Source organism: Pantoea sp. FN0305, assembly GCF_050113845.1.
GTDB lineage: Bacteria > Pseudomonadota > Gammaproteobacteria > Enterobacterales > Enterobacteriaceae > Mixta > Mixta alhagi.
The window spans coordinates 759,978-779,585 of record NZ_JBNJSN010000001.1 but is presented as its reverse complement, the minus strand read 5'-3'; the positions used below and the strand labels follow the sequence as shown (position 1 = coordinate 779,585).

The following is a 19,608-nucleotide window of genomic DNA, read 5'->3' as shown; positions in this document are numbered from 1 at the left end:
GGAATGCATTATTTTATGCGGGATTCAGGCGTTTTTACTGGTAGCTTATTTCAGCCTCTTCAGGCGTAACGGCTGAGTAAACGGCGGCAAAAAAGAGAAAACGCATCAACCTCCCTGTCGATGCGTTAGCTTAATCAGGCAAGACGTTGAAAGGTTGCGACCTTGTTGTCCGTCTTACCATCTTCAGAGCGCGGCGTAATCGCGCGCAAATCCTGCAGGAAGTTTTCACGCCATGCGCTAATATCGTTTTTGCGCAAGATAGTCATCATGTCGTTATAGCGAGAAATACGCTCGGTACGCGACATGGTTAATGCCTTATCCAGCGCCGCCGCCACTTCATCGCGATCGTAGGGGTTGACGATCAGCGCCGAGGTCAGCTCGTTTGCCGCACCTGCAAAGCGTGACAACACCAGTACACCCGGATCTTCCGGGTCCTGTGCGGCAACGTACTCTTTAGCCACCAGGTTCATGCCGTCACGCAGCGGCGTAATCAGCGCAACGTCGGTCAGGCGGAAAATTTTCATCAGCAGACGGCGATCGAAATGCTGGTTCAGATAGTAGAGCGGCGTCCAGCCCAGAGTGCCGTATTTACCGTTGATGCGCCCTGCTTCCGTCTCCAGCTGGTGACGAATGTCCTGATACGCCTGCACATCGCCGCGTGAAGTCGGCGCGATCTGTGAATAGCGAATTTTGCCGCGATGCTGTGGATAGTTCTCCAGCAGCGCTTCGTAAGCCAGAAAACGCTCCGGCAGACCTTTGGAATAGTCCAGGCGCTCACAGGCGATAATGTTCTTCGCATCGCCCAGCTCACGTTTCATTGCCACCATCTTCGGCGGCAGCGGGCCTTCTGCCATCTCTTTGATGCTGTCTGGCTCGATACCGATTGGATAGACTTCGGTAGCAAAAGTATTGCCAAAGGCGCGATGCAATTTCGGCCCTTTATGCTGAACCTGGGTCAGCATCGCCATGCACTCCAGGAAAGCCTGGCGATCGTTTTCCGTCTGGAAGCCCAGCAGATCGTAATCGCTCAGCATTTCCAGCAGCTCTTTATGCGGCGGCAGCGCGTTGAAGATTTCTGGCGTTGGGAAAGGGATATGCAGGAAGAAACCAATCCGGTTATTTACCCCGCGCTTACGCAGTTCGGCAGCAAACGGCAGCAGATGGTAATCATGAATCCACAGAATATCGTCTGGTTCAATCAGCGGCAGCAGGCGTTCTGCCAGTAGCTCATTCACATGACTATAGCCGTCCCACGCTTCACGCTGGAACTGCACTAAATCGAGACGGTAATGGAAAGCGGGCCAAATAACGGTATTGGAGAACTGGCAATAGTAGAGATCGTAATCGTTTTGATTCAACGGGAAAGAGGCGTAGGTAATGCCTTCCTGTTTAACAATATCGATTTCTTCACTATCTTCTTCACCAATGGCGCTGATCTCTCCATTCCAGCCGAACCATAATCCACCGGTCGTTTTCAGTGCATCCAGGATACCCACCGCCAAACCGCCAGCGCTGGCTTTTGATCCATCTGGTACAGCGATACGGTTAGATACGACTACTAAGCGACTCATAACCTTGACTCCTTACCGACGTTGTCTTGTCTTGATCTAATTGTAATTTGATTTGCTCCAGCCAGGCATAGACCTCACTTACCCCTTTCAGGCGAAAGTGCGCCTCGCTTGAACCTTCACCGACTTTTACGGATATGCCCTGCAGCGCGTTAACCGCGCGAAATCCTTTTTCATCCGTTAAATCATCACCAATAAATACCGGAATACGTCCGGCAAACGGCGCTTCTCCCATAAATGCTTTGATCGCTTCGCCTTTATCCACACCCTGTGGCTTGATTTCCACTACACATTTACCCGGCTGCAGCGACAGCGTCGGATAATGTTCAACCAGCTTTTGAGCCAGCTGCATGACTTCATCTTCATACTGCACGGCGCGACGATAGTGCAATGCAAACGCCATGCCCTTGGTTTCCAGCTGTGTACCCGGCCACTGCGCCATGGCATTGTGCAGGGTATCGCTCAGCTCCTGGCCCATCGAGGCTGGCAGAGAAATACGATGCAGTTCGCCGCTGGCGTCGCGTCGTTCCGCGCCATGTACGCCAGCTGCCGGCACCCGTAACGGCGCGGCCAGCATATCCAGCTCATGAATGGGACGTCCTGAGACCAGCGCCAGTGCGCCCTCGCTTAATCGTGAAAGCGTCAGCAGCGTTTCTCGTACCGGCTCAGGAATAAAAGCTTCGTCGGGACGCGACTGGATCGCAGCCAGCGTACCGTCAACATCAAAGAAGAATGCATAGAGGCCGCCGCTCAGGGAAGGTAATACGTGGTTTTCTACTGCTACGGTTGTCACACTCTTCCTCCTGCTCGGATTAGCACGTTTAACCAGCCGAATAAGGGCTTTGGGTTAACGCGCTTAGAAATTTTTGATGCAGCAAAAGGATGACGAAACTGGGCAGGTTTACAGCGTGGCTGGATGAGACAAGTGGCACAATGCTGGATAGCTAATGATGGCGACTCTTCCGGGTTGACCTGTTACCTGGCCGGCCCTGAGCCGACTGCCCATCTCGCATCACTTTATGCGGACATCGTACCAAACCAGTATAGTCACCAATTCCGGCTTCGCCAGGAATGTACTAATTTTCAGAACATACTGAATTTTGCAAAAAAAGGTGGACTTACTGGTTTAACAGAGCGGGTCCTCGATGGGATCCACCAGTTCCGGCTGTTGATGATGTGGATTGCCTACTGCGCGGTTAACGGGGTGCCAGCTAAACTGCTGCGCATCCAGTGCTGCCTGCCCGGCCAGCTCGCCAGCGCGCTGAGCGGAGGTATCAGGATGTAGCCATTCGCTTACCGCCTGCGCTTCCAGCACCAACGGACGCCTGTCGTGCAGATCGACCATGCCGCGATCGCTGGCTGCGGTGATAATCACAAACCCTTCTTTTTCCTGCGGACGTGCATAAGGCGCATGACCTATCGCCGCGAAAAACAGCGGCTGGCGTTGGCGATGATAGATGTAGTAAGGCTGTTTCTTTTCGCCCTCACGTTTCCATTCGTACCAGCCATCGGCCATCACCACGGCGCGCCCGTGCTGCCACAGCGGACGAAACATTTTGCTTTCTGCCGCCGTTTCTACGCGAGCGTTGATCAAAGGCGCTTTATGCCACCAGGGCGGCGCATAGCCCCAAAATATGGGATCGAGATGCAGCGCATCGTCGCGGTGATTCAACAGCAGCACATGACTACCGGGCGCAACGTTGTAGCGCCCGATCGGCTGCTCATCCCAGGCGATATTGCGTTCTGCCTGGCCTTCAAGCGCTGACAGCCAGGCTTCACGTGATTGAATTTGAGTAAAACGTCCGCACATAGCGCCTCCTTTATAAAGCAGTATAGAAGGCGCGCAGAAATCAGGCGGCGGTACGCCATGCCTGTACGATCTCAGCGGTGCTGATCACCTGCACACCATTACCCGGCAGGATAAGATTGGCCCAGACTTCGTTATGCTGCTCAATCAGCTGCTCTGCCGTGGCCCAGCGGCGGCTGGAGGTGGTATGCGCGTCGGCTGCCACGCGGATAGCGTATCCCTTGCTGCTGCCGACTTTAATGGTAGTATCCACGCAATAGTCGGTGGCGCAGCCGCAGATCACAAAGGAGGAGGCATCCAGCCGTTGTAACAGCTGATCAAGTTCGGTGTTCCAGAAGCTATCGCATGCCTGTTTATTAATGTAGAGCGAGCCCGGCGGCTGATGCAGCTCCGGTAATATTTGCCAGGCTTCGGTTCCTGGCTGCATATCCGTATCCAGATGTTGAATAAAAATGGTGTGTTCAGCGGCGTCAATCAGTTGATTAATACAGGCGACGCGCCCTGCCCGATCGAAACGCGGCGTATTAAAAACGCCGTTTTGCATATCAACCACAATCACTATACGTGCGGACATAGAGTTTTCTCAGTGAGAAAGGGAAGATTCCATCCTGGCTGATGCCTGACGCCGGGGTCAATCCCTGCAGTAGGCGTGGATCACAGTTTAGCATGCAAATGCTGAGGCGGCTGAGTGTCAATAACAGGTGGCATCACTTCGCGCATTAGCGCCATAAACTGGCACAGGCGGGCCGGAGCGGTGTGATAGCTCTGGCGACGCTGGCAGCGGCGGACGACCTGATTGTTCGTCTGCGTAGCCGTTAATGCGGGCCTTCGCTGGTGCCGCGCGCGTCACCCGCTACACTCAGAGAAGAGTCTCTTTCACCAGTGGAGGCATTATGACTGATTACAATAAGCAAAACTTTCCTGTGGAAAAAGTGCGCAAATATCTGGAACCTGGCCCGGTGGTTCTGGTGACATCGAGCTGGGAAAACCAAAGCGCTATTATGACGCTGGGCTGGCATACCATTCTGGAATTTTCACCGTCGCTGGTGGGCTGTATGATCGCCAGCATGAATGTCAGCCACGATTTCATCCGTAACAGCGGCGAATGTGTGATAAATGTCCCTACCCACGAGTTAATCGATCAGGTGGTGGCCATTGGCAACAGTCACGGCGATGAGGTGGATAAGTTCGCAGCTAACCGCCTGAGCATTGAACCGGGCAGCGTGGTTAAAGCGCCGCTGATTGCCGAGTGTTTCGCCAGTTTTGAATGTCGGCTTTACGACGGCGCGCTGGTCGATAATTACAACTTTTTCATCTTTGAAGTGGTAAAGGCGCACGTCGATCCCCAGGTAGCCTTCCCTGCTACGCTGCACTATACCGGCGAAGGTCTGTTTCGGGTTATGGGCGAACAAACCAGCGATCAGCATAAGAAATTCAAGCCGGAGATGCTGATTTAACATGAAAAATTTTCCAGTTAGCCGGTTAGCTGAACAGAAAGAGCGGCGTTAATTGCCGGTGAATAGCAGATTATGCGAGGATGGCTCCCTTAGCGTCACGACCCAATCTGGAGAAGTAAAACAATGGCAATTGAATATGCGGTAATTGCAGGTGGATGTTTCTGGTGTACCGAAGCGGTATTCAAGGACATCATTGGCGTTGAATCTGTAGAGAGCGGCTATACCGGCGGAACGCGCCCTAACCCAACCTATGAGCAGGTATGCAGCGGCGCAACCGGACATGCCGAAGCCATCCGCATCGGTTTTGATCCGGAGAAAGTGAGCTATGGCGATCTGCTGGATATCAGTTTTGTTACGCACGATCCGACCCAACTGAACCGTCAGGGCAATGATATCGGTACTCAGTACCGTTCCGCGATTTTCCCGGCGAACGCTGAACAAGAAGCGGAAGCCAAAGCAGCGATCGCGCGTGCGCAGCAGGATCACAGCGATCCGATCGTGACCACTATCGAGCCGCTGAAAGAGTTTTACCCGGCAGAAGATTACCATCAGAACTATTGGGAAGGCGAAGGCCAGCGCAACGGTTTTTGCATGGCGGTCATTCCACCCAAGCTGCAGAAGCTGCGTAAAAGTTTTGCTAACCGCGTGAAGTCATCTTCTTAAGCCATTGCAGGCGAGGCGAATTGTATAAGGCTTAACCGGCGCTAATAAAAGGGAAAAATAGTGCTTGACCCTTTTATAACAACTCCCTATAGTAGCGCCCCGTTGCCACCCAGCGCGGTGTCAGCAGACAATACGGTGAGGTGTCCGAGTGGCTGAAGGAGCACGCCTGGAAAGTGTGTATACGGCAACGTATCGGGGGTTCGAATCCCCCTCTCACCGCCATATTTAATGAGAAAGCCTGAGCGAAAGTTCAGGCTTTTTTATTTGCATGAAAGCCTGAGCGAAAGTTCAGGCTTTTTTGTATGTATAAAAAAGCCCGGACTGACGTCCGGGCTTGGGCTACAGCTACTCACTCAATCAACTATAAGCATGCAGCGCGCGCTGACAGAGCGCGGAACGCACACAATCCTCTTTCCCGAACCGCACTACGCTTACCATTTCATCTTCTACAAAACGGTCAAGCGCATCGGCCAGGCCCGATGTCACCCCCGCCGGCAGATCGCACTGGGTAATGTCGCCGTTGACAATAACCGTGACGTTCTCGCCCAGGCGGGTCAAAAACATTTTCATTTGGGCAGCGGTGACGTTTTGCGCCTCATCAAGGATGACCACCGCGTTTTCAAACGTACGTCCGCGCATATAGGCAAAGGGAGCGATCTCCACCTTACCAATTTCCGGACGCAGACAGTATTGCATAAAGGAAGAGCCGAGACGTTTAACCAGAACGTCATAGACCGGGCGAAAATAGGGAGCAAACTTCTCAGAGATATCACCAGGCAAAAAGCCCAGATCCTCGTCGGCCTGCAGCACCGGTCGGGTCACGATAATCCTGTCGACATCCTTGTTAATCAGGGCTTCTGCTGCTTTTGCAGCGCTGATCCAGGTTTTACCGCAACCTGCTTCGCCGGTTGCAAAGATCAGCTGCTTCGTCTCTATGGCGTTAAGATAGTGCGCCTGAGCCTCATTACGCGCTTCGATAGGTGAACGATCGCGTGAATCACACGCCATACCGATGGCGTCCAGGCCGCCCATGTGCACCAGCGAGGTGACCGATTCTTCTTCACGCTGCCGGTGGCTGCGTGAATCGCTACGAAGCACTCGACGTGCTTCACGACGCGCTTTGATCACTGCTTTCTGTCTTCCCATAGTGGCACCTTACAGTTGGTTTCATTTCCCGCACCGGAGCTGGTCTGGTGCGATTACGTGAACGCTTTAGAGGGTGGCTTCCTTCAGAGCCTTACGAGCCATTGAATGAGCGCATGCCGCAGACATACGCCGGAAATCATAAAAGGGACGAGTTAAGCCGAGAGGATTGATAAAAGAAGCAAATAGTCTGGAGAAAGAAAAACTCTCGCGAAAAGTCTTGCGATGTTTTTTATTTAAAACGGGCTGTCCATTACAGGACTTTTCCATTCGCATTCTCCATCGAGGAAGCTGAGCATTACAGACTACCGACCTGTATAAAGTGCAACAGATTCTTATAATTTTGCAATAGCAATTTTAACCAAATGAATAAAAAATAACCGTCCGGCATCCATAGAAAAGTGACTCTGTTAATTTATATTTATAAATCAGGGGGTTAAAAAACAAAAATAGTGGTGAGATAATTCAGAAATTTCATAACAGGAAAGAAAGCGGAATAGCAAAGAGAAAGATCGAGCAAAAAACCGTCTCCCGCCATTTATAACCTGGCGGGAAATCGTAAGTTAATCAGGCCTCCAGTAATGACTGAGCCAGATAATGTTGATTATTTATCACGCCCGGCAGCACAAAGAAATAGCCGCCCCCTGTGGGTTTAATATATTCCTCCAGCGCCTCGCCATTGAGCCGTTGTTGCACGGTTAAAAATCCTTTTTCTAAATCGTGTTGGTAGCACACAAACAGCAGCCCCATATCCAGCTGACCCGCAGACGTAATGCCGGCGGAATAGCTGTAGCCACGACGCAGCATCAGGCTGCTTTGTGTTTCCGGCGTACGTGGGTTGGCCAGACGAATATGTGCATCCAGCGGAATCATCTCCCCCTGCGGATCCTGCGCGTAATCCGGTTCGTCGTGCTCATGTTTCATCCCCAGCGGCGCGCCGCTGAGCTTTTCACGGCCAAAGATGGTCTGCTGTTCACCCAACGGCGTACGGTCCCAGAACTCGACGCGAAACTGAATAATGCGTACCGCCTGATAACTGCCGCCCACGGCCCAGGCAGGCTCCTGCTGATCCTGCGTCACCCACAGTATCGAATCCATTAAAGCCCGGTTTGTGGCGTCGGGATTGGCCGTACCATCTTTGAAGCCCAGCAGGTTAATGGGCGTTTCCTTGCCTTTACTGCGCGCCGCATGGTCCGGGATAAAGCCTTCGCGCCGCCAGCGTACCGCCAGCAAATCAGGCGTATGTTTAATGATATCGCGCAGCGCATGGATCACGGTATCGTTGGTGTTGGCGCAAATCTGCAGCAGCAGGTCACCATGACAGCTTTCCGCGTCCAGCGCGTCGTTGGGAAAACGCGTCATGGTTTGCAGCTTTGCAGGCTTCAGCGCCGTAAGACCGTAACGATCGTCAAACAGCGCCTCGCCTACCGAAACGGTGATCGTCAGATTATCGGGCCAGATACGTTCGCCAAGGATGCCGGAATCAAGCGGCGGCAACTGGGGATTGGTGACCAGCGGTGCCATGCCGCCCATGGTCAGAAAAGCGATGCGTTCAGTGAGCAGTTTAAACAGCCGCACAAGGTCGTTTTTATCGCCTGCCAGCACATCAAAAGCCACCAGCATTATCGCAGCCTGCTGCGGCGTGGTGATCCCGGCCTGGTGCGGCCCGTAAAACGGCTGGCGCTCTTCCCGGGCATTGGGAGAAAGCGCCCCTGACGAGAAGCTTTCCGCCGCCGCAGCGCTTACCGGGCAACCGCTGCCAACCACAGCGGCCCCGCTCAACAGACCAAGTCCTTTTAACAGGCGACGCCGTGAAAGCATCGCCGCGTCGGTCACTTTTTCCATCCGGCTTAATCCAGTCCCAGCGTGCCACGCAACAGAGCCAAATCTTCCGCCAGGACGGTAATCGGCCCTTTTAAGCGGTTGCGATCGGTTATGGTCAATTTTTCATATGAGGCGAAGCCATCCTGCGTACGGTATTTGGTCAGGATGACATCGACTTTTTTGAAGTTGTTATCCACCTTGCTTAGCAGCTGCGGATTGGCTTTTTCCAACTGCGGACGCAGCAGATTGACGATTTTCTGCGCGCCATCAACGTTGGCCTGGAAATCCCACAGATCGGTACGGCTGTAACGATCTTCTTCGCCGGAGATTTTGCTGGCGGCGACTTCTTCAATCAGGCCAGCTGCGCCGCCCACTACTTTGCCCGGCGGGAAAGCCAGCGCATTGATGCGTTTTTGCAGTTCCAGCGTGTCCTGATACAGACGATCGGCATAATCGTTCATGCCCTCGGTGCTGCGATCGCCAAACAGTGCTTTTTCCAGACGATGGAAACCGGTGAATTTAGGATCCGCCGCTTTTTGTTCATAGTCATCTTCACGCGCGTCAATGCTGCCGTCCAGGTCCGAGAAGAGTTCAGCGATCGGTTCGATACGCTCATAGTGCTGCCGGGTTGGCGCATAGAGCGACTGCGCTTTTTTCACATCACCCGCTTTAACCGCGTCGGTGAAAGCTTTAGTGCCGCTGACCAGCTGCGCCACTTCGCCAACAACCCAGCTTTTATATTCGGTAATCGCCCCGCTTAGCTGCATCAGCTCAGCCTGTTTGCCACTGCTCTGCTCAGTGCCGGTTGCCTTAACGATCAGTTTGCCTTTCGGGTTGCTGAGCAGGCCGCAGGTCATCTCATATTCGCCAGGCTCAAGATTGGCGGTGAGCTTTTGCGTAAAGCCCGGCGCGATATTTTCACGCTCTTCTACGACCATAACGCCCTTAAGGATCTCCCACTCCAGTCCTTTCTGGCTGTTGTTACGAATAATAAACTGGGTTTTGCCGGCATTAACGGTGAGCGCCATCGGTTCACACTGTTTATCGTTAACGCTGACATTTACCTGCGGCACGTCAGCCGCGCCGGACACAGCGGAATACGCCAGAAGAGAAGCCAGTAAGGCTTTGCGGCGAGAAATCATGGTCATCAATGTAGTCCCTGTTAAAGTCACAAACAGGCGCGACAAACGCGCCATTGGTTTTAGCTTGTTGAACGTGCCGCTGCGGCACCCGGCCGGGCAGGCATAAAAAAGAACAGTAGCGCCGGAATCAGATAGATAAACCAGACTGCGACTTCGCTAACGGTAGGCGTCTCCTGGTAACCCAGCAGGCTTTCCAGTAGCGTCCCGAACAGGGTGTGCGTGGAGAGTGCGTTACTGAGATCAAAGGCGATGGTTTGGTAGTGATTCCACAGCCCCGCTTCATGGAAGGCGCGGATCGCCCCGGCAGCCAGGCCGGCAGCAACAAAAATGATAAACAGGCTGCTCCATTTGAAAAATTTTGCCAGGTTAAGTTTGACGCCGCCCCAGTAGATTAGCGCGCCGATAGCCGCAGCCGTGATCAGTCCGAGCACAGCGCCAACGGGCGGTGCCATCCCCACATCCTGGGTAAAGGCGGCCAGCAGGAAGAAGACCGATTCCAGCCCTTCGCGTGCCACGGCAAGAAACACCATCAGCACCAGCGCCCAGCCATTGTTACTGCCTTTTTGCAGCGCCTGGTCGACAGCATCTTCCAGTTGCGCTTTGACGTTGCGCGAAACGTTACGCATCCAGAAAACCATCCAGGTAAGGATCGCTACCGCTATCACCGCCACAATACCTTCAAACAGCTCCTGTTCCTTTTGCGGGAACTCACCGGTTGTGGTGTTGATGAACACGCCAAGCGCCAGACAGAGCGCGGCAGCAGTAAAGACGCCAGCCCACATGGCACCGAACCAGCGGGTGCGTTGGGTACGCTTCAGGTAGCTGGCAATCAGGCTGACAATAAGTGCTGCTTCCAGCCCTTCGCGCAGCATAATTAGAAAGGGTACAAACATGCCTGATCCTCAGTAGTTTTAGTTCGCGTAAAGTGACGTAAAGATGCGTAAACACAAACGATACTGATTATCATTATCGGCACAAAAAAAAACAAGACGCCGCAGTGATTATTTATCAGGGCGCAGGAAATTTAAGCCAGCGACGTTTTTCTGCGTCAGGGCTGCTTCAGCGGCAAGTAGGACTACTTCAGCTCCCCTCCCCGATCTTTTTAATCGGCAAAGTCACCAGCGGTTTAATCTCTTTCAGCACAAACATACTTTGCATCTCTTTAATTCCGGGAAGACGCCGCACTACCGACATGGCGAAATCGGCATAGGAATCCAGGTCCGAAGCCACTACCTGCAATAAAAAATCAGCATCGCCGCCAATGCTGTAGCAGGCCACCACATCTTCCAGCGCGGTCACTTCCTCTTCAAACTTTCTTGCTTCCGCTTCGCTGTGGCTGTCGATCGCCACTCGCACAAACACCATAACGCCCAGGCCTATTTTTTTGCGATTCAGGACTGCGCGGTAGCCCTGAATCACTTCATCCTCTTCCAGCTTGCGTACTTTGCGCCAGCATGGCGAAGCGGACATGCCGATTTTATCGGCAAGCACCTGGTTAGTGACACGCGCATCATCCTGCAACAGCTTCAGGATTTTCATTTCTGTCGGGCTAAGCGCCATAAAAGAAAGTTCCTTTCGTTTTCACCGTGATAAAAGATGATTCTTTCCTGACACAAGCAATGAAGCAAGTAATATAGGTAACAATTTCCCTTCCGGCCACGGCATAATACATTCTCAAATTTAATGATTAATTGAAGTGAATGCCGAAAGGAATTGACTCGTATGTTAATGCATATCGTCTTGTTTACGTTTAAAACCCCATGGAGATGGGCATTCATTGATGCTATCGATGCGGAAAGAACGACGCGTGTGCACCCTAATTACATTGATGAAATTAAAGGATGGGCCTGTGGTCGCAACATCACCCGCCGTCATATCGCGGCTGATTTTGTGGTTATCGGCATGTTTGAAGGCCGTGCTTGCTGAAAAACCAGGAATCGAATATGAAATTTGATGCCAGCCAACATCGTTGCACAATTGTCATCGATAAAGATTTGCCCGCCGGTCTTGCCATCAACGCCGCGAGCGTGATCGGCGTTAGCTTTGGCCGCACCGTTGAAAACCTGGTAGGCCCGGACAGGCAAAGTCTGGACAACATCAATTACCCGGGCGTGATTTACGCGCCGCTCCCGGTACTGCTGGCGCCAGGCGAGGTCATCCATGAACTGCAAAGAACAGCTGAAAATGATGAAGAGATCTATGTTATGCCATTCAGCGCCCTCGCTCAGTCCTGTAAAACCTATGATGAATATGGCGAACGCATCTCTTCAGTCAACAGCAGTAATATCGAACTGGTCGCCATTGGGCTTATCGGCCCGAAAAAGAAAATCACCAAAATCACAGGCAACCTGCCGCTCTATAAATAACAAGTCATAACATGCCGAACGCCATCAAACAGGCAGCTTAATCGCAGAGGCTGGCTATTTTGTGCAGCAGCGTACAGGCATGCCCACATGATGATGGTGACATGGCCGTTCCGCTCTCTCACCGTTTGGGGAGCGCAGGGAGAAGGCGCTACCGTGTTTGCCAACCGGTGTCGTGAACATCTGGACCTTAAGCCCTGCTGGCGCAATCTTTCTTTTATTGAACAGGAATCACTATGCTGGGAACCGCACAAATCCTCTCTTATATCGCCGCGCTTGGATTAGCTGCGGCTATACCAGGTCCGGGGATGACCGCCCTGGTCGCCCGCAGCGTTAGCGGCGGTGCCGTGACGGGCTTCACCATGTTGACCGGTTTGATTCTGGGCGACCTGATTTACCTCTCTGTGGCGGTGTTTGGTCTGGCGGTTATCGCCCATAACCACACTTCGCTGTTTACCCTGATTAACTGGGCGGCCTCGTTCTATTTATGCTGTCTCGCCTGGCAGTTCTGGCGCTATCAGCCGCAGGCGGTGAATATCGATCAGCGGGCGACGCGCAAACAGCTGGCCTCCGCCTGGTTCTCCGGGCTGACCATTACGCTGGGCAACCCGAAGACTATCGCCTTTTATCTGGCGATCCTGCCGCTGGTGATTTCACTGGACAACGTCTCGTTGCAGATCTGGGGCATGATGCTGGTGCCGCTGACCATTTTTGTGCTGTTGGCAGTCGGTGCCGTATTTATCCTCGCGGCGCTTAAGATACGCCATTTCCTTACCAGCGCTGAAGCGCAGCGCCTGCTGTTCCGCTCTGCGGGCGCGATTATGTTGCTGGCGGCCATCGGCATGGTGGCAAAAACGCTGTAGCTGTATTCAGTTATCCACGCCCCCCGGGGCGTGGACTTCCCCGGGGGTATCAACACGCTCAGCTACCGCGTAGCGGATTGCGCTCGCAGCTTATGACGCTTTTTATACGTGATATGAAAATGCGCTGGCGCAGCGAGGCGGCGTAGCCCGCCTGCGGGCGCTGTATCATGCTTTACGTGATGCCATTCTTGCAGGAAAGCTACTGGCCCGAAACCGCCTGCCAGGTTCGCAGTTTGTTCCGGCGATAGAGCGGTTACAGCAATTGATGACACGTCTGCGCCATCAGGCGAGCGGAAAGTAGCCTTTACCCTGCGCTGAGCAAAAGGGGGAATGCAGCAGAAACAGTGCGGCCTGCCATAAGCAGGCAGGCCGCGATCAGAGGAAATATTCCTGTAAGGTCATCGGGCCTGTCGGCCCGGGAAAATTAATGCGTTTTATATTCTGCGTCGGCCGCATCGAAGCGCGCCTGCGCTTCAGCAGAGGGCGCACGCCCCATCAGGCTCACAACGTAGATCGCGATGCTGGCAAACAGGAAGCCAGGGATGATTTCGTACAGACCCAGCCAGCCATAATGTTTCCATACCAGCACCGTCAGCGCGCCAATTACCATGCCCACCAGCGCGCCGTTGCGCGTGGTGCGTTTCCAGCAGACCGAGAACAGTACTACCGGACCAAACGCGGCGCCGAAACCGGCCCAGGCATAACTCACCAGCCCCAGAACACGGTTCTCAGGATTAGAGGCCAGCGCAATAGCAATCAGAGCCACCACCAGTACCATCATACGGCCAAACCAGACCAGCTCTTTCTGACTGGCGTTTTGACGCAGCAGACCTTTATAAAGATCTTCCGTTAGCGCGCTGGAGCAGACCAGCAGCTGGCAGCTTAGGGTAGACATAACCGCCGCCAGGATAGCCGAAAGCAGAATGCCAGCGATCCACGGGTTAAACAGCAGACGCGCCAGCTCGATAAAGACGCGCTCGCCGTTTTCACTTACGCCAGCCGCCTCTTCCGGATGGTTCTGGAACCAGGCGATGCCAAAGAAGCCCACCGCAACCGCGCCGCCCAGACAGAGGATCATCCACGCCATACCGATACGTCGTGCGGTACGGATCGAGCGATGCGAGTCGGCCGCCATGAAGCGCGCCAGAATATGCGGCTGACCAAAATAGCCCAGGCCCCAGCCCAGCAGCGAAATTACCGCAACAAAATTCAGCCCTTTCAGCATATCGATGTTTTCCAGGCTTTTCGCTTCAATCACCCGCAGGGAATCCTCAAAGCCGCCCACGGAGATAATCACCATAATCGGCGTTAACAGCAGGGCGAAAAACATCAAACTGGCCTGGACGGTATCGGTCCAGCTTACCGCGAGGAAACCACCCACAAAGGTATAAAGAATAGTGGCGGCCGCTCCGGCCCACAGCGCTGTTTCGTAGCTCATACCAAAGGTGCTTTCAAACAGGCGCGCCCCGGCCACAATGCCGGATGCACAGTAGATGGTGAAGAAAACCAGAATAACGATGGCGGAGATAATCCGCAGCAGCTTGCTGCGATCCTCGAAGCGGCTGGTAAAGAAATCAGGCAGCGTCAGGGCGTTATTGTGATGTTCAGTTTGTACGCGCAGGCGACCAGCTACGATTTTCCAGTTCAGCCAGGCACCGATAATTAGCCCGATGGCAATCCAGCTTTCTGAAATTCCTGACAGAAAGATAGCGCCGGGCAACCCCATCAGCAGCCAGCCACTCATATCCGATGCGCCCGCTGAAAGTGCGGTAACCAGGCTGCCCAGACTACGCCCCCCAAGAATGTAGTCATCGAAATTTTTGGTTGAGCGCCAGGCTATAAAGCCAATCAACACCATGCCAAGAATATAGATGATGAATGTCACCAACATCGGTGTGCTTAATGTCATCAGGTTCTCCATTTATTATCGGTATTAAGCAGAGGGTTGTTTGCCCTGTGTTCACCGCCGGAACGCAGCGGTTTTTATTAAAAACTTATCTTTGGCGCGCTATCCTGCCGGAAAGGTTTATAACGCACAACATTTAACACAGCTGTTACACTGAATTCACTCCCTCTCGTTATTAGAATTTCAGAAGGTTGCACCAGGTCACGTTTCAGTCAGTAACACCCTGGTCGCAACCGCGCCAATCTCAGAAAATTCGGGCTTTCGCAAAAGTGGCGAGGAATTTGCAGCAATATCCATGCCGCTTTCGCAGATTTAACAATTTGGCATTTGCGCGGAGTGTTAACAGGCTCACAATTAACACGGTTGCACAAAGTTGCAACATAGGTGATATTGCGCCATACAACGGTGATATAAGGTTTTGAGGAGCGTTAAAGGCATGGCAACGACGACCATGGGTGTCAAACTGGATGAAGCCACCCGCGAAAGAATCAAACAGGCTGCACAACATATCGATCGCACCCCGCACTGGCTGATCAAACAAGCGATTTTTAACTATCTTGAGCAGCTGGAGCAGGGTACGCAGCCCGCTGAATATCCGCTGCAGGCAGCAGCCAATGAATCAGAAGAGGCATTGCTGGAAGAGCCACATCAGCCGTTTCTTGATTTCGCAGAACAGATCCTGCCGCAAACGGTTACCCGTGCAGCCATTACGTCTGCCTGGCGTCGCCCGGAACCTGAAGCCGTCTCAATGATGCTGGAGCAGGCGCGTTTACCTGCCCCGCTGGCAGAAAAAGCCCATCAGCTTGCCTGGTCGCTGGCGGATAAGCTGAGGCACCAAAAAGGGGCAACCGGACGCGCCGGAATGGTGCAAAGCCTGCTACAGGAGTTTTCGTTATCCTCTCAGGAAGGCGTGGCGCTGATGTGTCTGGCGGAAGCGCTGCTGCGCATCCCTGATAAACCGACGCGCGATGCGCTGATCCGCGATAAAATCAGCAACGGCAACTGGCAGGCGCATCTGGGCCGCAGTCCTTCGCTGTTTGTGAATGCCGCCACATGGGGTCTACTGTTTACCGGCCGTCTGGTCGCAACGCATAACGAAGCCAACCTGTCGCGCTCCCTTAACCGTATTATCGGTAAAAGCGGCGAGCCGCTGATCCGCAAAGGCGTGGATATGGCGATGCGTTTGATGGGCGAGCAGTTTGTTACCGGCGAAACCATCGCAGAAGCGCTGGCCAATGCCCGTAAACTGGAAGAAAAAGGCTTCCGCTACTCTTACGATATGCTGGGCGAAGCGGCGCTGACCGCCAGCGATGCGAAAGCGTATCTGCTCTCTTATCAGCAGGCGATCCATGCCATTGGCAAAGCCTCCAACGGGCGTGGTATTTATGAAGGCCCGGGGATCTCGATCAAGCTTTCTGCGCTGCATCCACGCTACAGCCGCGCGCAATACTCGCGCGTTATGGAAGAGCTCTACCCTATTCTTAAATCGCTGACGCTGCTGGCGCGCTCTTACGATATCGGGATTAATATCGATGCCGAAGAGGCGGATCGTCTGGAGCTGTCGCTCGATCTGCTGGAAAAACTCTGCTTCGAGCCGGAACTGGAAGGCTGGAACGGTATCGGCTTCGTTATTCAGGCTTATCAGAAGCGTTGTCCGTTTGTGATTGACGCGCTGATCGATCTGGCGCAGCGCAGCCGTCGTCGTCTGATGATTCGTCTGGTAAAAGGCGCTTACTGGGACAGCGAAATCAAACGCGCACAGGTCGAAGGGCTGGAAGGCTATCCGGTCTATACCCGCAAGGTCTACACCGATATCTCTTACCTGGCCTGCGCCCGCAAGCTGCTGGCTGTGCCTAACCTGATTTATCCGCAGTTCGCCACCCATAACGCCCACAGTCTGGCGGCGATCTATCATCTGGCGGGCAATAACTATTATCCCGGTCAGTATGAGTTCCAGTGCCTGCACGGCATGGGTGAGCCGCTGTATGAGCAGGTGGTCGGCAAAACCGCTGATGGCAAGCTGAACCGCCCGTGCCGTATCTATGCGCCGGTCGGCACCCATGAAACCCTGCTGGCTTACCTGGTGCGTCGTCTGCTGGAAAATGGCGCTAACACCTCGTTTGTTAACCGTATCGCGGATAAAACCCTGCCGCTGGATGAGCTGGTGGCCGATCCGGTTCAGCAAGTTGAGCGGCTGGCCGCAACGGAAGGCGCCATTGGTTTGCCGCATCCGAAAATTCCGCTGCCACGCGATCTGTACGGTAATAAACGCCCCAACTCCGCCGGACTGGATTTAGCTAACGAACACCGCCTGGCGTCCCTCTCCAGCGCCCTGTTAAGCAGCGCCGCGCATTTATGGCGCGCCGAACCGATGATTGAAGGCGAGCTCGGCCAGGGGGAATACCGCCCGGTGCTAAACCCGGCCGATCCCTCCGACCTGGTGGGCGAAGTGCGTGAAGCCAGCGAGCAGGAAGTAGCACAGGCACTGGAAGCGTCGGTAAATGCCGGTCCAATCTGGTTTGCCACTCCAGCGCAGGAACGCGCCGCTATTCTGGAACGCGCCGCTGAACTGATGGAAGGTCAGATGCAGACGCTTATCGGCATCCTGGTGCGCGAAGCGGGTAAAACGTTCAATAACGCCATTGCTGAAGTGCGCGAAGCGGTCGATTTCCTCTATTACTACGCCGGCCTGGTAAGCAGTGACTTTGATAATGAAACCCATCGTCCATTAGGGCCGGTGGTCTGTATCAGCCCGTGGAACTTCCCGCTGGCGATCTTTACCGGGCAGATTGCTGCCGCCCTGGCGGCGGGCAACAGCGTGCTGGCGAAACCCGCAGAGCAAACGCCGCTGATTGCCGCTCAGGCGGTACGCATTCTGCTTGAAGCGGGCGTGCCGGCTGGCGTCATTCAGCTGCTGCCTGGCCTCGGCGAGACTGTAGGTGCCCAGTTGACCGGCGACGATCGGGTGCGTGGCGTTATGTTTACCGGCTCGACTGCCGTAGCGAGTTTGTTACAGCGTAACCTGGCCGGACGCCTCGATCCGCAGGGCCGCCCAACGCCGCTGATTGCCGAAACCGGCGGAATGAATGCGATGATCGTTGACTCCTCCGCGCTGACAGAGCAGGTGGTGCTGGATATCGTTTCCTCTGCCTATGACAGTGCGGGCCAGCGCTGTTCGGCGCTGCGTCTGCTCTGTATTCAGGAGGACGCTGCCGAGCATACGTTGAAGATGTTGCGCGGTGCGATGGCAGAGTGCCGTATGGGCAATCCGGAGCGTCTTTCCACTGATATTGGTCCGGTAATTGATGCCGAGGCGAAAGAGAATATTGAGCGTCATATTCAGGCGATGCGCGCCAAAGGGCTGACGGTGTTCCAGGCGGTACAGGAGCATCAGCAGGACAGTAAAGAGTGGACGCAGGGCACCTTTATTAAGCCGACGCTGATTGAACTGAACAGTATTGATGAACTGGATAAAGAGATCTTTGGCCCGGTACTGCATGTGGTGCGTTATACGCGTAGTTCACTGCCGCAGCTGATTGAACAGATCAATGCATCGGGTTATGGCTTAACGCTGGGCGTGCATACCCGTATTGATGAAACTATCGGTCAGGTAACCCAGCGTGCGAAAGTTGGCAACCTGTACGTTAACCGTAATATGGTTGGCGCAGTGGTTGGCGTACAGCCGTTCGGCGGCGAAGGCTTATCAGGTACCGGTCCGAAAGCGGGTGGCCCGCTTTACCTCTATCGTCTGTTATCGCATCGTCCGGATAACGCGCTGCAGGTCACGCTCGATCGTCACGATGCCGAACAGACGCTTGATGCGACGCTGCGCCCTGCCCTTATCGAAGCGCACAAGGCGCTGAGCGACTGGGCCAACGCGCAGCCGCAGCTGGCGGAAGTCTGCGCCCGCTATGAAAAACTGGCGCAGGGCGGCACGGTACGCTTGCTGCCGGGCCCAACCGGCGAGCGCAATACCTATATTCTGCTGCCGCGCGAGCGCGTGCTCTGTCTGGCGGATAACGAGCAGGATGCGCTGGTACAGCTGGCGGCGGTGACCAGCGTCGGCAGTCGCGCTTTGTGGCAGGATGATGAGCTGCATCGTAAGCTGGCGCAGTCGCTGCCGGAGAAAGTACGCGTACGTATCGACTTTGCCCAGGATCCGCTGGCTCAGGAACAGCACTATGATGCGGTGATCTATCACGGCGACGCCGATCAGCTGCGTTTGCTGTGCGAAAAGATTGCCGCACGCGGCGGCGCGATCGTTTCAGTGCAGGGCTTTGCCCGTGGCGAAACCAATCTGCTGCTGGAGCGTCTGTTAATTGAACGCTCGCTGAGCGTCAATACCGCTGCGGCGGGAGGAAATGCCAGCCTGATGACGATTGGCTAACGCCACCGGTTACCACAAGCCGCCTTGATACAGGGCGGCTTTTTTTTACCCTGGTGCCTGGACAATCATTACCTTATCGAAGGTAGATACCACAAGGCCACGAGTACGCCATGACTGACAGGCAAGAACAAACCAGAGAAAAACAGCCCCCAACGCCTCACGATGCGGCATTCAAACAGTTTCTTACGCATCCCGATACCGCCAGAGAATTTATAAGCATTTGTTTTCATTTATAAACACACATTGTGCAGGCAGGCGAAAAGCCAGACGCAGAGGCCTTTGTACGCAAACTGGCACAAAGGGTGCCACAACACGAGGATGCACTAATGACCATCGCACAGCAGCTTGAACAGAAAGGCCTTGAACAAGGTATCAAACCTGGTGAACAGCGTGGCATTGACCGCTCCATCGTGATGAAGACCGGCCTTTCTGAACACGAGCTGGCACAGATCCATCACTGATACGCAGCTTCTGTTTAAAAGAGG

The 19,608-nt window shown here is 54.1% G+C and carries 16 protein-coding genes, 1 tRNA gene and 3 pseudogenes; 10 read left to right on the top strand and 10 right to left on the bottom strand.

The annotated features are described in order from the left end of the window. Nucleotides 1-134: 134 nt before the first annotated feature. The 4 genes and pseudogenes from otsA to ACQE3Y_RS03565 form a co-directional block, all read right to left on the bottom strand. Complete coding sequence (otsA, locus tag ACQE3Y_RS03580) at nt 135-1,571, bottom strand: alpha,alpha-trehalose-phosphate synthase (protein WP_426972207.1); 1,437 nt, start codon at nt 1,569-1,571, stop codon at nt 135-137. Further along, nucleotides 1,568-2,361, bottom strand: a pseudogene (gene otsB / locus ACQE3Y_RS03575) (trehalose-phosphatase). Before otsB ends, otsA begins: the two are co-directional and overlap by 4 nt. 333 nt (nt 2,362-2,694) lie before the next feature. Beyond that, entirely contained in the window at nt 2,695-3,378 is a 684-nt protein-coding gene (locus ACQE3Y_RS03570; protein ID WP_426980882.1) for an SOS response-associated peptidase family protein, read from the bottom strand. A 40-nt stretch (nt 3,379-3,418) separates the two neighbouring features. Then, on the bottom strand, nt 3,419-3,949 hold the full coding sequence (locus ACQE3Y_RS03565) for an isochorismatase family protein (protein ID WP_085071418.1): 531 nt from the start codon (nt 3,947-3,949) through the stop codon (nt 3,419-3,421). Nucleotides 3,950-4,268: 319 nt separating this feature from the next. Here ACQE3Y_RS03565 and ACQE3Y_RS03560 point away from each other — a divergent pair, with 319 nt between their 5' ends. The 3 genes from ACQE3Y_RS03560 to ACQE3Y_RS03550 all read left to right on the top strand — a co-directional run bounded on the left by ACQE3Y_RS03560 (nt 4,269) and on the right by ACQE3Y_RS03550 (nt 5,717). Further along, nucleotides 4,269-4,832 (top strand): flavin reductase family protein, encoded by a 564-nt coding sequence (locus ACQE3Y_RS03560; protein WP_426972203.1) that lies wholly within the window; start codon nt 4,269-4,271, stop codon nt 4,830-4,832. Nucleotides 4,833-4,955: 123 nt separating this feature from the next. Beyond that, the gene (gene msrA / locus ACQE3Y_RS03555; protein WP_085071416.1) at nt 4,956-5,495 is read left to right on the top strand and encodes a peptide-methionine (S)-S-oxide reductase MsrA; all 540 of its coding nucleotides are present in this window, start codon (nt 4,956-4,958) and stop codon (nt 5,493-5,495) included. A 134-nt stretch (nt 5,496-5,629) separates the two neighbouring features. After that, nucleotides 5,630-5,717 (top strand) — tRNA-Ser (locus ACQE3Y_RS03550). A 135-nt stretch (nt 5,718-5,852) separates the two neighbouring features. Here ACQE3Y_RS03550 and phoH read toward each other — a convergent pair. The 5 genes from phoH to ACQE3Y_RS03525 form a co-directional block, all read right to left on the bottom strand. Next, on the bottom strand, nt 5,853-6,641 hold the full coding sequence (gene phoH, locus ACQE3Y_RS03545) for a phosphate starvation-inducible protein PhoH (RefSeq protein WP_085071414.1): 789 nt from the start codon (nt 6,639-6,641) through the stop codon (nt 5,853-5,855). 564 nt (nt 6,642-7,205) lie between these two features. Then, entirely contained in the window at nt 7,206-8,483 is a 1,278-nt protein-coding gene (efeB, locus tag ACQE3Y_RS03540) for an iron uptake transporter deferrochelatase/peroxidase subunit (RefSeq protein WP_426980881.1), read from the bottom strand. A gap of 5 nt (nt 8,484-8,488) precedes the next feature. Further along, complete coding sequence (efeO, locus tag ACQE3Y_RS03535; RefSeq protein ID WP_426980880.1) at nt 8,489-9,610, bottom strand: iron uptake system protein EfeO; 1,122 nt, start codon at nt 9,608-9,610, stop codon at nt 8,489-8,491. Between the two features lie 53 nt (nt 9,611-9,663). Continuing rightward, a complete protein-coding gene (gene efeU, locus ACQE3Y_RS03530; protein WP_426980879.1) occupies nt 9,664-10,497 on the bottom strand; it encodes an iron uptake transporter permease EfeU in 834 nt (277 codons plus the stop codon). Between the two features lie 187 nt (nt 10,498-10,684). Then, a complete protein-coding gene (locus ACQE3Y_RS03525) occupies nt 10,685-11,164 on the bottom strand; it encodes an Lrp/AsnC family transcriptional regulator (protein WP_426980878.1) in 480 nt (159 codons plus the stop codon). Nucleotides 11,165-11,326: 162 nt separating this feature from the next. Here ACQE3Y_RS03525 and ACQE3Y_RS03520 point away from each other — a divergent pair, with 162 nt between their 5' ends. The 4 genes and pseudogenes from ACQE3Y_RS03520 to ACQE3Y_RS03505 form a co-directional block, all read left to right on the top strand. Then, complete coding sequence (locus tag ACQE3Y_RS03520) at nt 11,327-11,530, top strand: hypothetical protein (protein WP_426980877.1); 204 nt, start codon at nt 11,327-11,329, stop codon at nt 11,528-11,530. Nucleotides 11,531-11,547: 17 nt separating this feature from the next. Next, on the top strand, nt 11,548-11,970 hold the full coding sequence (locus ACQE3Y_RS03515) for a DUF2000 domain-containing protein (RefSeq protein WP_426980876.1): 423 nt from the start codon (nt 11,548-11,550) through the stop codon (nt 11,968-11,970). Between the two features lie 233 nt (nt 11,971-12,203). Further along, nucleotides 12,204-12,830 carry a LysE family translocator gene (locus ACQE3Y_RS03510; protein WP_426980875.1) on the top strand — a complete coding sequence of 209 codons (627 nt, stop codon included), beginning with the start codon at nt 12,204-12,206 and terminating at the stop codon, nt 12,828-12,830. Between the two features lie 154 nt (nt 12,831-12,984). Continuing rightward, a pseudogene (locus ACQE3Y_RS03505) lies at nt 12,985-13,062 on the top strand (hypothetical protein); the annotation flags it as partial. A gap of 192 nt (nt 13,063-13,254) precedes the next feature. Here ACQE3Y_RS03505 and putP read toward each other — a convergent pair. Next, the gene (putP, locus tag ACQE3Y_RS03500; RefSeq protein WP_426972194.1) at nt 13,255-14,739 is read right to left on the bottom strand and encodes a sodium/proline symporter PutP; all 1,485 of its coding nucleotides are present in this window, start codon (nt 14,737-14,739) and stop codon (nt 13,255-13,257) included. Nucleotides 14,740-15,172: 433 nt separating this feature from the next. Between putP and putA the strand changes: the two genes are divergently transcribed. The 3 genes and pseudogenes from putA to ACQE3Y_RS03485 all read left to right on the top strand — a co-directional run. Next, complete coding sequence (putA, locus tag ACQE3Y_RS03495; RefSeq protein ID WP_426980874.1) at nt 15,173-19,123, top strand: trifunctional transcriptional regulator/proline dehydrogenase/L-glutamate gamma-semialdehyde dehydrogenase; 3,951 nt, start codon at nt 15,173-15,175, stop codon at nt 19,121-19,123. Between the two features lie 110 nt (nt 19,124-19,233). Then, nucleotides 19,234-19,359 carry an Rpn family recombination-promoting nuclease/putative transposase gene (locus tag ACQE3Y_RS03490; protein ID WP_426980873.1) on the top strand — a complete coding sequence of 42 codons (126 nt, stop codon included), beginning with the start codon at nt 19,234-19,236 and terminating at the stop codon, nt 19,357-19,359. Between the two features lie 3 nt (nt 19,360-19,362). Continuing rightward, nucleotides 19,363-19,584 (top strand): annotated as a pseudogene (locus ACQE3Y_RS03485) (ISNCY family transposase); the annotation flags it as partial. Nucleotides 19,585-19,608: the final 24 nt, after the last annotated feature.